Annotated in this window: 13 protein-coding genes; 2 read left to right on the top strand and 11 right to left on the bottom strand. The window is 61.0% G+C overall.

The features are described 5' to 3' along the window. Window positions 1-2,004 (bottom strand): Ig-like domain-containing protein (locus CK228_RS30315; RefSeq protein ID WP_210202908.1); only part of this gene is annotated, 2,004 nt, incomplete at its 3' end. A gap of 322 nt (window positions 2,005-2,326) precedes the next feature. Between CK228_RS30315 and CK228_RS30310 the strand changes: the two genes are divergently transcribed. Then, the gene (locus CK228_RS30310) at window positions 2,327-3,271 is read left to right on the top strand and encodes a transglutaminase-like cysteine peptidase (protein WP_095790205.1); all 945 of its coding nucleotides are present in this window, start codon (window positions 2,327-2,329) and stop codon (window positions 3,269-3,271) included. Between the two features lie 85 nt (window positions 3,272-3,356). Here the strand turns inward: CK228_RS30310 and CK228_RS30305 are convergent, their stop codons facing one another. Genes CK228_RS30305 through CK228_RS30290 form a run of 4 tightly spaced genes read right to left on the bottom strand, consistent with a single transcriptional unit; the run spans window position 3,357 to window position 8,942 of the window. Next, window positions 3,357-3,998 (bottom strand): ribbon-helix-helix domain-containing protein, encoded by a 642-nt coding sequence (locus tag CK228_RS30305; RefSeq protein ID WP_179296091.1) that lies wholly within the window; start codon window positions 3,996-3,998, stop codon window positions 3,357-3,359. Beyond that, window positions 3,988-5,277 carry an HlyD family type I secretion periplasmic adaptor subunit gene (locus CK228_RS30300; RefSeq protein WP_095775447.1) on the bottom strand — a complete coding sequence of 430 codons (1,290 nt, stop codon included), beginning with the start codon at window positions 5,275-5,277 and terminating at the stop codon, window positions 3,988-3,990. Before CK228_RS30300 ends, CK228_RS30305 begins: the two co-directional genes overlap by 11 nt. 43 nt (window positions 5,278-5,320) lie before the next feature. Beyond that, window positions 5,321-7,453 carry a type I secretion system permease/ATPase gene (locus CK228_RS30295; RefSeq protein ID WP_095790203.1) on the bottom strand — a complete coding sequence of 711 codons (2,133 nt, stop codon included), beginning with the start codon at window positions 7,451-7,453 and terminating at the stop codon, window positions 5,321-5,323. 40 nt (window positions 7,454-7,493) lie between these two features. Further along, window positions 7,494-8,942 carry a TolC family protein gene (locus tag CK228_RS30290; RefSeq protein WP_095790202.1) on the bottom strand — a complete coding sequence of 483 codons (1,449 nt, stop codon included), beginning with the start codon at window positions 8,940-8,942 and terminating at the stop codon, window positions 7,494-7,496. A 459-nt stretch (window positions 8,943-9,401) separates the two neighbouring features. Between CK228_RS30290 and CK228_RS30280 the strand changes: the two genes are divergently transcribed. Beyond that, window positions 9,402-9,938: a hypothetical protein gene (locus CK228_RS30280; protein ID WP_095790200.1), complete on the top strand. Its 537-nt coding sequence runs from the start codon at window positions 9,402-9,404 to the stop codon at window positions 9,936-9,938. A gap of 87 nt (window positions 9,939-10,025) precedes the next feature. Here CK228_RS30280 and CK228_RS30275 read toward each other — a convergent pair whose 3' ends face one another. Genes CK228_RS30275 through CK228_RS30250 form a run of 6 tightly spaced genes read right to left on the bottom strand, consistent with a single transcriptional unit; the run spans window position 10,026 to window position 14,923 of the window. Beyond that, window positions 10,026-10,601, bottom strand: coding sequence for a hypothetical protein (locus CK228_RS30275; protein WP_095790199.1), 576 nt, complete (start codon window positions 10,599-10,601; stop codon window positions 10,026-10,028). After that, window positions 10,598-11,188 carry a L,D-transpeptidase gene (locus tag CK228_RS30270; protein ID WP_095790198.1) on the bottom strand — a complete coding sequence of 197 codons (591 nt, stop codon included), beginning with the start codon at window positions 11,186-11,188 and terminating at the stop codon, window positions 10,598-10,600. The genes CK228_RS30275 and CK228_RS30270 overlap by 4 nt, the downstream gene beginning before the upstream one ends. After that, a complete protein-coding gene (locus CK228_RS30265; protein WP_095790197.1) occupies window positions 11,172-12,335 on the bottom strand; it encodes a CpaE family protein in 1,164 nt (387 codons plus the stop codon). The genes CK228_RS30270 and CK228_RS30265 overlap by 17 nt, the downstream gene beginning before the upstream one ends. Beyond that, window positions 12,332-12,967 (bottom strand): TadE/TadG family type IV pilus assembly protein, encoded by a 636-nt coding sequence (locus CK228_RS30260; protein ID WP_245438140.1) that lies wholly within the window; start codon window positions 12,965-12,967, stop codon window positions 12,332-12,334. The genes CK228_RS30265 and CK228_RS30260 overlap by 4 nt, the downstream gene beginning before the upstream one ends. After that, window positions 12,961-13,458, bottom strand: a complete 498-nt coding sequence (locus CK228_RS30255; RefSeq protein WP_095790196.1) for a TadE/TadG family type IV pilus assembly protein — start codon at window positions 13,456-13,458, stop codon at window positions 12,961-12,963. The genes CK228_RS30260 and CK228_RS30255 overlap by 7 nt, the downstream gene beginning before the upstream one ends. A 4-nt stretch (window positions 13,459-13,462) precedes the next feature. Continuing rightward, window positions 13,463-14,923, bottom strand: a complete 1,461-nt coding sequence (locus CK228_RS30250) for a pilus assembly protein TadG-related protein (RefSeq protein WP_179296090.1) — start codon at window positions 14,921-14,923, stop codon at window positions 13,463-13,465. Window positions 14,924-14,976 lie beyond the last annotated feature (53 nt).

Raw genomic sequence — 14,976 nt, 5'->3', positions numbered from 1 at the left:
CACCGTGCCGGGCTGGTCCGCACCGACATGGTCGTTCGCCAGAACGCCATTGGCCGCGTTCGCCACGATCGCCGCGCCGCCTTCCGTCGCGGACTGACCGTCATTCACCGCAACCGGTATGTCGTCGACGACATTGACCTGAACCGTTGCGCTCGCCTGGCTGCCGTCCGTATCGGTGGCGACCACATTGATGCCGGTCAGGTTGATGACGTTCTGCCCACCCGCGTCGGGATGCGGGAAGTTGTCGAGCAGCGTCACATTGACTGTGGCGAACCCGTCGGTGCCCGCCAGGATCGGCAGCGACGATGCGACCAGGTCGATATGGATGGCATCGACGCCGTTGATCGAACCGGTGATCTGCGTCGGGCCGACGAGCGTCCAGACGATGTCGGCGCCGGCAACCCCGTTGACGTCCGCCGTGATTCCGGCGACCGACGTGAACGCCATCCCGGTGATGTTGTCCGAACCGGCATGGAACGATACCGTTCCGCTGCCGTCCTCGACATTGGTCGCGGCCGCGCTGCCGGTGGCATTGACGGTGCCGAGCCCTGCCTCGTCCACGGTGATGATCGCGTTCGTCAGCACCGACGGGTCAACCCCGTCGCTGATGGTGATATTCAGCGTCGTCTGCGAGGTGTCGCCGTCGCCGTCCTTCAGCGTGTAGGTGAAAGTGTCCGTCACCGGCGAAGCGTTGCTGATGTTGGCATTGGCAACGTAGCTGTAGGTCCCGTCCGCGCTCAGCGTCAGCGTGCCGTACTGGCCAACGACATGGAATTCTCCGCCCACCACCGTCGTCGCCCCGGCGCCGGTGACGCCACTCACCGAAGCGCCATCGGCGCCCTTAGTGTCGGCGCCAGCCGGATTGCCGTCGCTGCCAAGCCCGGCAATCACGTTGCCGTTCACCGTGCCGCCTTCCGTAACGCTGTCCGTATCGGCAACCGCCGTCGGCACGTCGTCGATGATAGCGACGGCAAAAGTGGTACTGGCCGAATCGCCGTCAACATCCGTAACCGTGACGCTGAAATTGTCGGGAACCGTGTCGCTGGGATCAAATCCGGTTGTCTGATCGGGATGGGTGACCGAATGGGTGACCGTATAATCGTAGTCGATGTGGCCGGTGTTGGGATCGAAGGAAAGGATCGTGATGTAGCCGAACTGGCCTGGAATCTGCTGGCCGGCAGCGGTGACGGCGACGCCGTTGATGACGATTGACCCGACCCCATCCGGCGCGTTGACACTGATCGATCCGACCCCGGAGGTTTCCGCACTACTCGCCGCGTTGCTACCCGGCGACTGTGACGGGCCGCCGTTGAGGCCGGTTTCACTGGCCGCCTGGTCCGGGGTGAGCAATGACGTGGCCACCACCGAAACCGGCCTGTCGACCAAAGACGGGAACAACTCGCGATGATCCGGCTGACCGAACGCCAGATCCGTCGGCGGCAATAGCGCCGAGAGACCGAATCCGTCGCCGATACCGCCGGGCGGAATCGAGAAGTCTCCGCCGGCACTCGAGGGTGAACCGCCAGCGCCTGCCGATATCGATCCGTCGGCGCCGAAGGCGACGTCGACATGACTTGCTTCCAACGCCGCGATCAAGGCAACGCGCGGCACTTCGACATCGCCGATGATGAAGGTCGGCACGTTGAGGGCGCCGTCCTTGATGACGATCACCGAACCGTCCGCCTGCTCGAGCACGAGGTTATGGCCGTCGACCTTGATGTTGTCGATCGAGACGTTGGCCGGAAGCTTCACCACATGGTTGGCGTCGGCCACATATTCGTGCGGCGCGGCTGCCGCCGGGGCCTTGGCCTCCGCGGGTGCTTCCGGTTTGACGGGCGTGCCGTTGCCGACATCGACGGGAACCGGTTCAGCGGCGGCCGGGGCGGCCTTTTGCGCCGGGCTGGCCTCCGCGACCTGCATCTGCGCCTGCGACGGCAGGCCGTTATGTTGAGAGTGCTCGTCCCAGGAATGAGAGACGGTGTCCAAATCGTTACTGGTGGTCATAGCCAAACCCCTCCGGCATTTCCCGGAAAGAGACATGGGCCACTTCTACTTTGCAACTGTCCCGCAATCCGTTTCATATATCCTGGTATGCAGGCTTCGGCATTTTTTATGCGTGGTAAACTCGAAACATATAACCTGATATACATTGGCCAATGTGCAATCCGCTTGGCGGGGTCTGGCTTTGGTCGCTTGGTAAACAGAAGTATAAATTTGTATAAAATTTTACACAAAACAACTGACATGAAGTACAGAAAACTTATCCACCTTCATTTCCAATAATTTGAGACGAGATTGGTAGCGTCCACAGTCAAAGGTGGGCGTTATGACAAAAGAAAAATCTGCCCTGGGGGCAACCGGGCTCAAAGCGCTGCTGCTGGCAATCGGCATTTTCGGCCTGTCGCATCCATCGCTCGCCAGCACGTTCCCAGCCGGCGCCGATCGTGTCGATTCGCTGCTGGCGAACGTCGAAACGCCTCCTGCCCTCGGTGGCATTTCGCTGCTGCGGCCGCAGCCTTGGCAGCCGGCCTCGGCCTACAGCATAGGCATGGTTCTCGGCAGCTACGGTCCAGCCGCCAGCGATCAGGAAACCGGCCCTTCGGCGGTGCAAGGCAATGCCGGTATCGATCCCATCCAGACGGCGGCGATCATTCCCGGCGTGTTCGGATCGGTTGCGCTGTCCATGCATAATTTTCCGGTCTCCGCGCGTTGGGCGCCGGTCTACAAGGCAATCGTCGACTGTTCCGCGGGCACTGCGTGCGACGGCAAGAACAGCATCTTCACCGCGATCGTCAACGCCGCCTCGGACAAGCGGTTTGTCGACAAGCTGTCCTTCGTCAACTCGAGCATAAATCACGCGATCGCCTACAAGAAGGACAGCGTGGTTTACGGCAAGCTCGACTACTGGGCCAAGCCTTCCGAAATTCTCGAGCGGCGGGCGGGCGACTGCGAGGATTTCGCCATTCTCAAGATGGCGGCCCTGCTGCGTGCCGGCATTCCGGCGCAGAGCATGTCGCTCGTCGTCCTGCAGGATCGCAAGCGCGGTTTCTTTCATGCCGTGCTGTCCGTCAGCACCGGCAGCGGCGTCTTCATTCTGGACAGCCTGAGCAACGTTGTCTCGCGCGACAGCGATCTTCCAGACTACGTGCCATTGTACTCGTTCAGCACCGACCGCGCGTGGATCCACGGCACCAGGCCCGGCGCGGCCCAGGTCGCCGATATCAAGGGTGGACTTGCGACGGTCGCACCTGGCGAGGGCCTGCAGCCATAGCATAGCCAAGCGAAGCACCCGGTTCGGCACGCCTGCGCTCTCATGTCGTCTCCCCGGAACTGGGGTCACTTTCGGGCGATATGCACTAGCCGCCGAAAACGAAGGCCATCAGCAACTCCGGTTCGAGCACCGGCGCTCGCGCCGCATTCAATTGCCCCCGGTAGCGGCGGTCGCCCGCGCCGATGACGAAACCGGTGGCGACCGGGGTTTCGCCATTGGCGTCGAGCCGCGCGAATATGTCAGCGACGTTGAGATCCAGGGCAAGCTTCAGGTCGTGGCGCGCATCTTCGCTTGGCGCGACCGGCAATTGACGCCTGACCAGTTGCTGGAACGGCGCGTTGAAGGTCAGGATCCTCTTCGACGATGAGAGCGCAAACGCCGGCGACGGGCAGGCGACCAGAATGGCGTTGATCGTCTTGATCGACGCAAGCCTTCGCAAGGTTTGGTTTTCGTCGGCCAGTCCGCGCATGCAGGCCACCCGGATTGCCGATGTCAGGTTTCCTGTGTGGGCATGGCTTTCGGCGATCTCGTCGATCAGCATGCCGATCGTGCATTTGCGGCTTTCGGCCATCTGCTTCAGCGTGGTCCAGAATGCCCGCTCCAGACGAATGCCGCGTCGCGTGCCGCCACGCGCCACAACCCGGAATTCCAGCTCGAAATCCTCAGTCGCCATGGGTGGCAGTAGCCGCTCGCGATCGGCGGCGGGAGAGCTGATGTTATCGTTCACTCATTGCCTCCTCGCGTGCCTTGTTGATCGGCTTCAGCAGATAGGTGAGGATGGTCTTGCGTCCGGTCTTGATATCGACCGAACAGATCATGCCAGGGATGATCGAATAGGTCTTGCCATCCCGTGTCAGCGTCGACCTCTCGGTTGCGACGCGCACCTGATAGTAGGGCTCGCCCGTCTTCTGGTCGACCAGGCTGTCGGCGGTGATGTTGGAGACCTTGCCCTCGATGCCGCCGAAGATCGAGAAATCATAAGCGGTAATCTTGATCAGCGCGTCCTGGTCCGGCCGGATGAAGGCAACATCGCGCGGTGAAACCCGCGCTTCGACCAGCAGGGTCTCGGATGTCGGCACGATCCCGGCCACGACCGCGCCGGGCTGCACGAAGGCGCCGACCGTGTTGATGTCAAGCGTGTTGACGATGCCGTCGACAGGCGAGCGGATGTCCGTGCGCGCCACCTTGTCGGTGGCGCCGCGTATGGTCTCATCCACGACCGAAAGATCGGCCAGCGCCTGGGTCAGGTCGCTCAGCGCCTCCTGTTGCAGCTGCAGGCCGAGTTCGTTGACTTGAAGCTGGGCTTCGGTGATGGCCGCCTTGGCTTTCTTGACGGTTTCACCGGCGAGGTTCAGCTGCCCATGCAGTTCGGTCTGCTCCCGCTCGACGCGGATCTGCTCGGTCCTGGCCATCAGCCCCTTCTTGACCATGGATTCGACCAGCGCCGTTTCCCGGTCGCTGACTTCGAGGTTCTTGGTGAGGCGATCGAGATTGGCGTTGGCTTCGTCCAATTCGTTCAGGCGCTGATCGAGGCGCGACTTGAGGACCGACAGCTTGACCTGGAAGTTGTCACGGCGCGCAACGAGCAGCTTCTGCTCGTTGTCGCAGATTTCCGGCGCGACCTTCTGGATTTCGGCCGGACAGGGAAATGGACCGTCGATATTGCCGGTCTGCTCGAATTTCAGCCGTGCAATGCGCGTCTGGAGCGCCCGTGCCTTGGCCTGTTGCTCGCCGAGGCTGGACGTGTTCATCGTGTTGTCGAGGCGGATGATGAGATCGTTCTTCTTGACGATCTGCCCGATCTTCACGGCAATTTCCTGAACGACGCCCGGCTCGCTGGCCTGGATGATCTGGGTCTTGGAAGCCGGTATGACCTTGCCTTCGCCGCGCGCGATTTCGTCGACCTCGGCAAAGGACGCCCAGGCGACGGAAGACACAAAGAGTGCCCCTATGATGAACAAGGACGCCGACGCGAAAAGCGGCGGCCGGTCTTCCCTTGCAAGCATGTCCTAACCCCAACGCATTGAATGCGTTCAATAAGTCTGTTTTTCAGGTGCTTGTTTTCTGCAGCGCCTGTATCACTTGGTCCTTTGGTCCATCGGCAACGATCTTGCCTTGCTCGATGACGATAAGACGGTCGGCCAGTTCGAGCATGCTGAAGCGATGCGTTGAAATGATCAGCGTCGTGTTCCGGTCGAAAGCCACTTTGAGCTGCTTGATCAGCTGCCGCTCGGAGGCCAGGTCCATCGAACCCGACGGCTCGTCCAGGAAGACGATTTTCGGTCTGGTCAGCAACAGACGGGCAATCGCCATCGTCTGCCTTTGGCCGCCCGAGAGATTGGTGCCGCGCTCGCCGACATTCATGTCGTAGCCACGCGGGTGACGGGAGACGAAATCGTCGACGCCGGCAGCCTTTGCCGCTTCGACGATCTGCTCATCGGTCGCCTCCGGACATGCCATCAGGAGGTTTTCCTTGATGGTGCCCGAAAACAGATCGTTGGCCTGCGCGACGATCCCGACCGCGGCGCGAACCTCCGAAGGGTGGTATTGGCGGATGTCGATCCCGTCCAGCAGCAGCTCGCCTGACGTCGGCAGGAAGAGCCTGCCGATCAGCCGGCCCATCGTTGTCTTTCCCGAACCTATGCGGCCGATGATGCCGATGCGCTCACCTGGCTTCACCGAGAAATTCAGACCGGTCAGGACCTCGTTCTCGGAGCCCGGATAGACAAACCCGACATTCCTGAACACCATGGCGCCGTTGCGAATGGGCCGGTTGACGAAACCCACCGTATCCGGGCGATCCTCCGGCTGCGCCATGATCGAGTTCACCATGCGCAAGGAGAGCATGGCCTGGCGAAGCCTGGACAAGGTGATGGCGATCTGGCCGAGTGGAGACACCGCCCGGCCGGCCAGCATCACGGTGCCGATAATGGCTCCGGTGGAGACGTGTCCTTCCGAGAAGGCGTAGGCGCCTGCCACGATCAGGGCGACGGTGACCATTTGCTGGATGGCCTGCGTTATGTTGCCGGCCGCCGCCGAAAGCTGCTTGATCTTCTCGGATGTGTTGGACGCGTTCTTGGAGTGCTCTCCCCATTTTCGCAACAGATACGCCTCGGCCCGCAGCGACTTGATCGTCTCCAGTGTGGAGATGGATTCGACCAGTAGGGCCTGCCGCTGCGAGGCCTCGTTCATGGAGGCCGCGACACGCTTGCCGATGCGCCGTTGCGTGATCAGCCCGACGATCACGGAAGCCACGAAGGCCAGCGCCGGTATGATGACCAGCCATCCGCCAATCGCATAGATGACCAGGAGAAAGACGAACACGAAGGCGGTGTCGATAAACACGCTTATGGTGTTGGACGTGAAGAATTCGCGCACGAATTCATACTGTGTCACCCGATTTGCATATTCGCCTGTCGAGCCTGGCCGCGCCGACAGGGACGAGTTCAGCACTTTCTCGAACAGCAAATAGGAAATGCGCAGATCCGCCTTGCGCCCGGCATAGTCGATGAGGGACGCTCTGGCGGTCTTCAGGAGCAGGTCGAACAGGATCACCGCGGCGATCCCGATCGACAGCACCCACAGCGTCGATATCGCCTTGTTCGGCAAGATCCTGTCATAGACGTTCATAGTGAAGATCGGCGAGGCGATGGCCAGCATGTTGATGAAGATTGCCGCCAGGATAACCTTCGAATAGGTGCGCCAGAACGGACCCATCGTCCCCGTCAGCCAATGTCGCCGCTCGATCTTCGGCGCCGAACCGACATTCATCCCTTCGGCAGTGTTGGCGTATGTGATCGAGAAGGAAACGCCGCCACTGATGTAGCTGGCGGCCAATTCGGATTTCGTGATGGTTAGGCGGCCGTCTTCCTGGGGAGCGGTCGTGAATGCGCCGTCCTCCGTTTCGGCCAGCAGGGCAACCGGCAATTGACTGACGCGAAACACGATGGCGGGGAGGTCGATGCGTCCCCGAAGAAACTCGCGATGGCTGAATTCGGTGATTTCGAGGCCGATGCGCTCGGCAATATGCCGGATGGCTTCGATGTCGATATGCATGTCCGACAGCGGCACGCCGGCGAACAGCACCGTTTGCGCGCTCGGCCTGCCGAGATACCCGGCAACGGCCGAGAAGCAGGCCTTGAACGCCTCCTTCGGGGAGAGGATGTTAGGTTGCTGGTTCACGATCTGCCCTTAGGGACTTTCGATCGGTCCTTACATTCGCTTACTTTTTCCTGACCGGTGCCAGGATATCGAATGGCAGGTCGTTCTTCTGTTCCGACGGCGTGCGCGCATAGGTTTCCGTGTCGGCCGTTTCCGGTGCGCCGAACTCGGTCCGCGCATAGGCCGCGGCCTGTTTTGGCGGGCGGATGTCCATCGTTTTCAGCAACTGGCCGGTGGCCGCGAGAAGCCGGTATTGGGCAAAGAGAGAGGCGTAGGATGCTGTGTCGGCCAGTGTCGCCGTGTTGAAACGCGTATTCTGCGCATCCAGCACATCGAGCAGCGAGCGCTGCCCGACCTTGAATTGCTCGCGATAGGACGCGACCAGCTTCTCGTTGGAAGCGGCCTGCAGCTTCAGCGTCTTTGCCAGGTCGGCTTGCCGGAAGCGGCGATCCCACGATGTACGAACGGCTTCTTCGATTTCCCGCAGCACCTGGTGCTGCGCAAGCCGCTGCTCGCTGGTGCGGCGGATCTGCTCTTGCTCATTGGCCTTGTCGATGCCGCCCCTGTAAAGGTTCCACCGCAGCACCAGGCGTGCCTGCAGGTCGGATGTGTCGCCATTGTCACCGTCGATGTCATACCCAGCCCGGGCGACGCCTTCGGCGACGACCGAGGGGCCGTATTTCGCGCGAGCCGCATCCACCAGCGAGGCCGCGGCGGCGATATCGCTGTTGGCCATATGGACGCGCGGATTGCTCTCCCGCGCAAGGCCAATCGCATCGTCCAGCGACCTTGGCAGCGCGCCGGAAACATCGACCGGCCTCGATGCATTGGTCAACGGCTTCCCGACGGTCTTGAAGAACCGGATCCTCGAGGCCTCCAGCTCCTCCGACGCTTCCTGCATGCGGGCCTTGGCCGCGAACAGGCGCTCTTCGGCCTGTTGCCGGTCGGCCTCGTTCAACCCGCCGCCAGCAATGCCTTCCTGGATGTCGTGGAGGATTGCTTGGTGGAAGCCCAGGTTCTTCTTTGCCTCTGCCACGATCGAAGCCTGAAGCATGTATTCGAGGTAGTCCTGGACAACCGAGAGTCCGATGAATTCAGACCGCTCCAGCACACGAAACGACGCGCCGTCGACGCGCGAGGCCTGGCGGTTCAATTCGGCCCGCCTTGCGCCGCTGTCGTAGAGCGTCTGCGAAACCGTCAGATCGGTTTCCGCCGGATAAAGTGCGTCATGCTCTATCGAGAGCGCGCGCCGGGAGGAATTGTCGAGACGGCGAGCCCCGGCCGACGCTTCCACGTCGACGCTGGGAAGATAGAGGCCCTTGGCCTGACGCAGCTCGAACTCGATTGCTTCGCGATTTTCTATGGCTTGGCCGATTTCGGGATTGGATTCGACAGCGACCGCCATCGCTTCCTTGAGCGTAAGCGCACTCGCACTTGCGCAGGTCAGCATCGTAGCCGCCATCAAAAGACCAAGGCGCTTGCTCACAGTCGAGATGCTTCTCGTATTCATTTTAACCCGCCCCAACATTTCCCCTGCGCCCTTTTGCGGGCGCTGATCCAAGCCTGACCTTGTCTCAGGCGACTATCCAACAATTTCAAGAAAATATGTGAGTTATTATTAATATAGGGGAGCCTGAATCGCTCATCTGAGCCATAAGGTTGGGAAATGTAGCAAAAATGGCACAAAAATGGGTTGGCTGCGGCTTCAGCCAATCGCCGCCTTTTGTGGAAAAGTCCAGGCGCACATACGGCTCGATGCCGGCAGAATCGTATGAAGCCTGCATGGGCCGGAAGGCAGCCGCGGAAATTTGGCGGCGTTCGGCCAAGATCATGCGACCACGGCATGAACGGCCGACACTGAATTGAGGGCTGCCCGAATGAACTGCCAAGCACGGCCATAGTGGCGCCCTCGCGTTAAGCCTCGCTCAATCTCTGCAATCTATGCTGATGCCAGATTGTAGAGGTTAAAATGAAGCGCAGGCCGATACTACTCTTCGCTTTTCCGGCTTTCATCCTGGTGGTTTTGGCCTGCGAGCGAATGGCGACCATGCTGCTCGGGAGCTATCCCGCCAGCCCCGCCATGTGGAGGATCTGGCTTGAACTGCGCCCCTTGTCGGCGATGTTCTGGCAACAGATCGACCCGTATCTCTACGGTTCGATGGCCCTGGATGCCGTCATCCTGGTTGCCGCGGCACTGGTGTTCTGGAGCGCTTGCCGTGTGAGACCGGCGGCCGCCTTCTTCCTGGCCAACCACGTCGCCTTGCTCTTTGCCGGACTGATGATCGCGTCCAGCAGTCATTCGGAGACGGCGAGCACGGTCGCGGCATTTCCGATGTCCAACGGCCTCCAATTCGCCCTGAAGATCGATTTTACCTGGCAGAACAGCCTGGTGCTCGTTCTGGGCTTCGCGGCCTGCGCGTACTGTCACGTCGCGTTCCTTCGCGAGACGCGACTGCGCGGTGAGGCTCTGGCCCTGCGTCTCATGACTTTGGGACGGGATCTTTAGTCTGGCATGGGGCGTTTCGAAAACGTCCGGACGTCGGCAACCGCATGAGGCTCGGCTCCGTCCGGCTTCACCGGAACCCGATACGCCTCAATTGATCTTGCGATAATAGACCTTGCCGTCCGGCGTTTCCGTTCGCTGGTAGGCGGGGTTCGGGCCAGGGGGCGCGGCGGCAACCCTTCTCTTGGGTGGCCGCGGCGTATCGGCAATTGCAGGTTCCGCCGCGACTTCGGTGTCCGGAGAAGCTTCCGCCACGGTACTCGTCGTGACGACGGGCTCCGGTGCGCCCGAGACGTCAGCGTCGCGCGCCGAGGGCGGGTTTTGTTGCAACCGGGCTATGCTGCCGTTGATTTCGTTGAAATTGCCCTGCAATTGGCTGTCCAGCTTTTCGAACCGGCTCTGAAAACCGTTGTTGACCGTATCGAGCCGGGCGAAGATCCGCTGCTCGAACGCGCCGAGCTCCTCGAGACGTCCCTCCACGGTGCGCAGGTCGCTGATGCCGCGATAGAGGTAGATGGCGGCGGTTGCGTTCAGTACGGCAAACAGGGTCAATCCAACGCCGACGACGACCGCCAGCCGCGACCGGCTCGCATCCCTGCCGAGCAGTTGCGGTTCAACCGGCTCGGCCGAGACAGTCGGTACATGCGGGTCGCTGATCGTCGTCATTGAACCACCACCTTGGTGCCAACTGGCACGCGCTTGAAAAGATCGATCACATCCGTGTTGGTAAGGCGAAAGCAGCCCGACGTGCCATCGAATCCCACGCCCGAGGGATCGTTGGTGCCATGGATGCGATAGAGCGTATCGCGTCCGTCCCGCAGCAGATACAGCGCCCGCGCGCCCAAGGGGTTATAGGGACCCGACGGCACCAGCTCCGGCAGTTCCGGTTGGCGGGCGCGCATTTCCCGGGGCGGGCGCCACTGCGGCCATTCCGTCTTGGCGCCGACCTTCACCACCCCGGTCCAGCCAAATCCGTCACGCCCGACGCTGATCTGGTAACGCAATGCCTGGCCCTGGCGGGTCACCAGGTAAAGCGCCTTCTCGCTCTTGCGGATGATGATCGTTCCCGGCTGTTCGGTGGTCGCGAAGGCAACCGCCTTGCGCAGGCTGGGCCCCATCGCCGGCAGCGGCGGCCGATCCGAAAGCCCCGACCGCGCCTCGGCGAAGCCCTGGGCGGACATCGCCAGCACCAGGCCGAGCACGCAGGTGCCGGCCAGCCTGGCGACGAGGCCATCTCTACCGGGCAGCGTCATCGAGCCGCTCTTTGAACATCTTCTTCAGATCCTTGTTGAAGCGCGCCCGGCCATCCACTTCGGAAGGCAGGATCGCCCGGTTCAAGGCATCGGTCAGAAGAGCGTTGTCCAGCGCGACCGATTTGATGTGCGGCGCCTTGAATATCTTCTCGAGCTCGCTGCGCGAAAAATGGTTCCCGAACCATTTGCGCTTGTGCTTGTTGGCGACGAGGGTGATGCTGACCGCATTGCCGCGCAGTTCGCGGATCTTCTTGTAGAGCCGCTTGCCTTGCCGCAGCGAAGCGACGTTGAGTTCGAAGACGATGAAGATCTCGTCGCTGGTCGACAGCACCGAATTGTGCCAGGGCGTTTCGATATTGGGCAGGTCGATGACGATGTCGTCGAAGCGGTAGGCGACGAGGTCCAGGAGCCGGAAGACGAAATCGCTGCCGTGCGGCTCGAAGGGCAGTTGCGGCCTCTCGAACGCATAAAGGGTGAGACCGGAGGGGCGCGTGAGCTTGATGACATCCATCAGCTCGACATCGAGCCTTTCCGGCTGATTGATAATGCCCGCCAGATCGAACTGGTTGAACAGATTGAGATAGGCGCCGCAATTGGCGCTCTGGAAGTCGAGATCGACCAGGCAGGTCGAGGCCGCGCGCTCAGTCGATTTCGAGGCGAGGAATTCGGCCGCCGAAAGCGCCAGCGTCGTGGCGCCGGCGCCGCCGCTGGCGCTGATGAAGGTGATGATCCGGCTTTTGGTGCCCTGGTTGCCGGTATCATGGAAGGTCACCGCATTGAGCAGTTCCTTGCCGTCGAGCGGCTTGTGCAGCCAGTCCGAGGCGTTCATGCGCACCAGCACGCGCGTCTGTTCCGACGGCAGCTCATCGGAAACCGCGATCAGCGGCACCGTCGCCCACAGCGCGCGCGCCTCGACGATGCCGGGCCTGCCGAGCAGTTCGCCACCGCCGAGATCGAGGATGACGATGCCGGGACGCGTATCGGCCGGCGGACCTTTGAGAAAATCATCCGTCTCGGAAACCCTGACGTCATAGATCGCCAGCGCATCGAGCCGCGTCGCCACGTCGCGCTTGAAATTCGGATCCGACGAGAACAGCGCCACCTGCTTTCGCTTGGTCGGAGTAACCTTGGTGTTGATGGCGTTCATGGAAAGGTGCTCTTCAGATCTTCGCCCGTGACCGTGCTCAGCATGGAGGGCATGGTGATGTTTCCGAACCCGAGCAGTCCGCCCAGGAAAAAGAATTGGAAGGGATGCCCTACGATGCTGACCGTGATGGTCGGCACCGGGCCATTCGGGCGTGTCCAGTAGCCAAGGCCGGACGCCTGATATTGTATCCTAACCTCGGATTTCTTCAGGTTAGGTAGGAATTTCTGCATTCCGGCGCGCCCGACGCTGCCTGTGTAGATGAAATCGAAGGAAGCTTGGCTCGCCGTAAGGCTCTGGCATGTGCTCCCGGTTCCACAAACACATGACACCACACCGGCGGTGGTGGCCGTGCATATATAGTTGTATGTATTGGCCGGCACGGCGGTTCCAACCAGCGTCGCGTCACTAGGTGTCTTAGCCTCCAGGGTAAGACCACTGGCGACCGGTGTTGAAATCTGCGCCAGCCTGGCGCCCATCTGCACCGCCTTGTTGGCGGCGTTCCACTGGTAGAAGGCATACCCGAAGTCGACGAAACCAAGCAGAAGGATCAGCAGCAACGGCATGACGATTGTCGTTTCGACCATCGTCGCGCCGGACTGGTCCGAGCTAAACCCAACGCGTGCCATCACCATCCGAAGACGCGCTCCTGATGCGATGCCGTTATGTTGAGGGTCCCGAAACCCAGATAACCCCAGAGCCCGATACCATTGTAGGGTACTGACGTGCTGACCGTGACGACATCCACATTGGCGCCGCTGCTGAGATAAAGCTCTGTTCCGGTGGCGGCGTCCACAGCAAGCGTATGGCTCACATTGACCGCCACCTGCGGCGTCGTCCAGTTGGGAACCCTTGCGCTGCCGCCCGTAATCGAGCCACTCACCGCAAGGTTCGTTCCATTCAAAACGCAATTGGCCCAGGTGCTGTCGTTGCAGCGCGCCATGTAACGCGCTCCATCCTCGACGCCGGCTTCGAGCAGCAGGCGCGTGTTTAGTATGTTGGAGAATTCGAACACGCCCGCCGACAGCAGCAGCACGAACGGAGTTACGAGCGCCATTTCAACCATGGCGGCGCCTTGTTCGTCGCCTTGGAACCGCCGGATGAATTGTCTGAGTGTGGTGAACATGGGGCTACCGGTACAGTTGGGCTTCGTTGCGCTGAAGTTTTTTCAGCGTGTTCTGACCGACGACCGTGCTGATATCCTGCATCTCACCATAGATGTCTGCATCAGGTGCCCCGCCTGCCGGCTCGGTGATGAACACGCTGCCAAAGGCCTGCACCGGCAAGGTCTGTCCGCCGCCCTGGACCGAGTTGGCCGTGCAGTCGATGATCGCGACGTAGAGCAGCCGCCTGTCTGCCCCTTGCGTGGTCGTATTGCACTGCGGCGCCGTCACCTCCTGGCCGCTCTTCAAGGCCGGATTGCTGATTTCATACTTGTAGACACAATACCGGCTGGGGCTTGCGCCGCAGGCCGTCAGCACCCCGGAAGTGCTCGCATTACCATGGTTGACGGTCCAGTATCCGGAGAAATCCCAGTTGCCGTCGCCGAGTACCCCAGCCTGCGCACAAGTTCCAGAGGTAAAGCAATTGTCCCTGGGCAGTGCCTTATAGTTTTTTGCCTGTCCGCTGTTGGGTGCGCTGTAACTGCAATTACTCTTGCCTGCGTTTGAAACAACCATGCCCTTTCGAACATTCGGCGCCGGCGGATTGATCGAGGGATCGGTTTTGTACGGGCCGCCATTGTCGTAAATGTCGAAGCGAGTATTGATGCCGGCATCCACGGGAGGAATGTTGCCTGGGCGTGTCGTTACTCCGTTCTGGCTATAGCAGGCGGGCGGATTCGTAACGGCGAACATTTCGGTAATCGCGGCCGTATTCTTGTCTCCCTCCGGCGACGACAGAAATCCGTAATTGCCTGGGCCGTATTGGGCACTGGCGCCGCCTTGTTGCTCCTTGAGCCAGATCATCGGCTTCTTGGTACCCGACAGCGCCGTCTGCAGCGCGCCGATATTGGCGTAGGGATTGCAAATGAACATCGGCGTGAACTGGCACAGCGCGTTGGTGAAACCTGCCACAGCTTGCGTCTGCACGTTGAAGCCATTGCTGCCGCCAAGAAAGCTTGCCGGAAAGATCGCAGCGAAAGCCGTTGGTTTCACCGTCACTTCGACAAATTTCGCCACTTTGGGGTCGGTGGTGCTCCAATTTTGGCCATTGGCGTCAACGCCCGCAGCGCTGAGCGCGATACCGTCGTCAGCGGGTATCCCGCTCAGGTATGTTACGGTCAGGTCAGCCGGGACAAGTTGGTGATTGCCCGAGGTGGAGAATTTTGTCGTGTTGGCGTTGACGTTGGCGAGGAGACTGTCACGTACCCGATTGGCTCGAGTGATCGCATCGGGGTTGCCGTCCAGCTCTGCCGCCATGGCAAGCGCATAGGCGTCGGCGCCCTTCTGCATGTCGTTATGCAGTCCGTTGGCCCGGCTCATGTCGATCGCCAGTAGCGCGAAGCCGATCAGCACGGGCAGCATGATGGCCACCAAGATCATCGCTATGCCGCGTTGATCGTTCCAGAAGGCACGAATGGTCCCCAACATGACCTTACTCTCTGCTTTCCTGCGCCAGGGCCTCGCATGCCCGGCGCCCCTCC

Source organism: Mesorhizobium sp. WSM4312, from assembly GCF_002294875.1.
Classification (GTDB): Bacteria; Pseudomonadota; Alphaproteobacteria; order Rhizobiales; family Rhizobiaceae; genus Mesorhizobium.
The sequence above is the reverse complement of the archived record's forward strand: the minus strand, read 5'-3'. Positions and strand labels throughout refer to the sequence as shown.

Excerpts from the sequence above, each read along its gene's own strand:
- CK228_RS30310 (WP_095790205.1), top strand. The coding sequence starts at position 2,327 with ATGACAAAAGAAAAATCTGCCCTGGGGGCAACCGGGCTCAAAGCGCTG.
- CK228_RS30300 (WP_095775447.1), bottom strand. The coding sequence starts at position 5,277 with ATGCTTGCAAGGGAAGACCGGCCGCCGCTTTTCGCGTCGGCGTCCTTG.
- CK228_RS30290 (WP_095790202.1), bottom strand. The coding sequence starts at position 8,942 with ATGAATACGAGAAGCATCTCGACTGTGAGCAAGCGCCTTGGTCTTTTG.
- CK228_RS30280 (WP_095790200.1), top strand. The coding sequence starts at position 9,402 with ATGAAGCGCAGGCCGATACTACTCTTCGCTTTTCCGGCTTTCATCCTG.
- CK228_RS30275 (WP_095790199.1), bottom strand. The coding sequence starts at position 10,601 with ATGACGACGATCAGCGACCCGCATGTACCGACTGTCTCGGCCGAGCCG.
- CK228_RS30270 (WP_095790198.1), bottom strand. The coding sequence starts at position 11,188 with ATGACGCTGCCCGGTAGAGATGGCCTCGTCGCCAGGCTGGCCGGCACC.
- CK228_RS30265 (WP_095790197.1), bottom strand. The coding sequence starts at position 12,335 with ATGAACGCCATCAACACCAAGGTTACTCCGACCAAGCGAAAGCAGGTG.
- CK228_RS30260 (WP_245438140.1), bottom strand. The coding sequence starts at position 12,967 with ATGGTGATGGCACGCGTTGGGTTTAGCTCGGACCAGTCCGGCGCGACG.
- CK228_RS30255 (WP_095790196.1), bottom strand. The coding sequence starts at position 13,458 with ATGTTCACCACACTCAGACAATTCATCCGGCGGTTCCAAGGCGACGAA.
- CK228_RS30250 (WP_179296090.1), bottom strand. The coding sequence starts at position 14,923 with ATGTTGGGGACCATTCGTGCCTTCTGGAACGATCAACGCGGCATAGCG.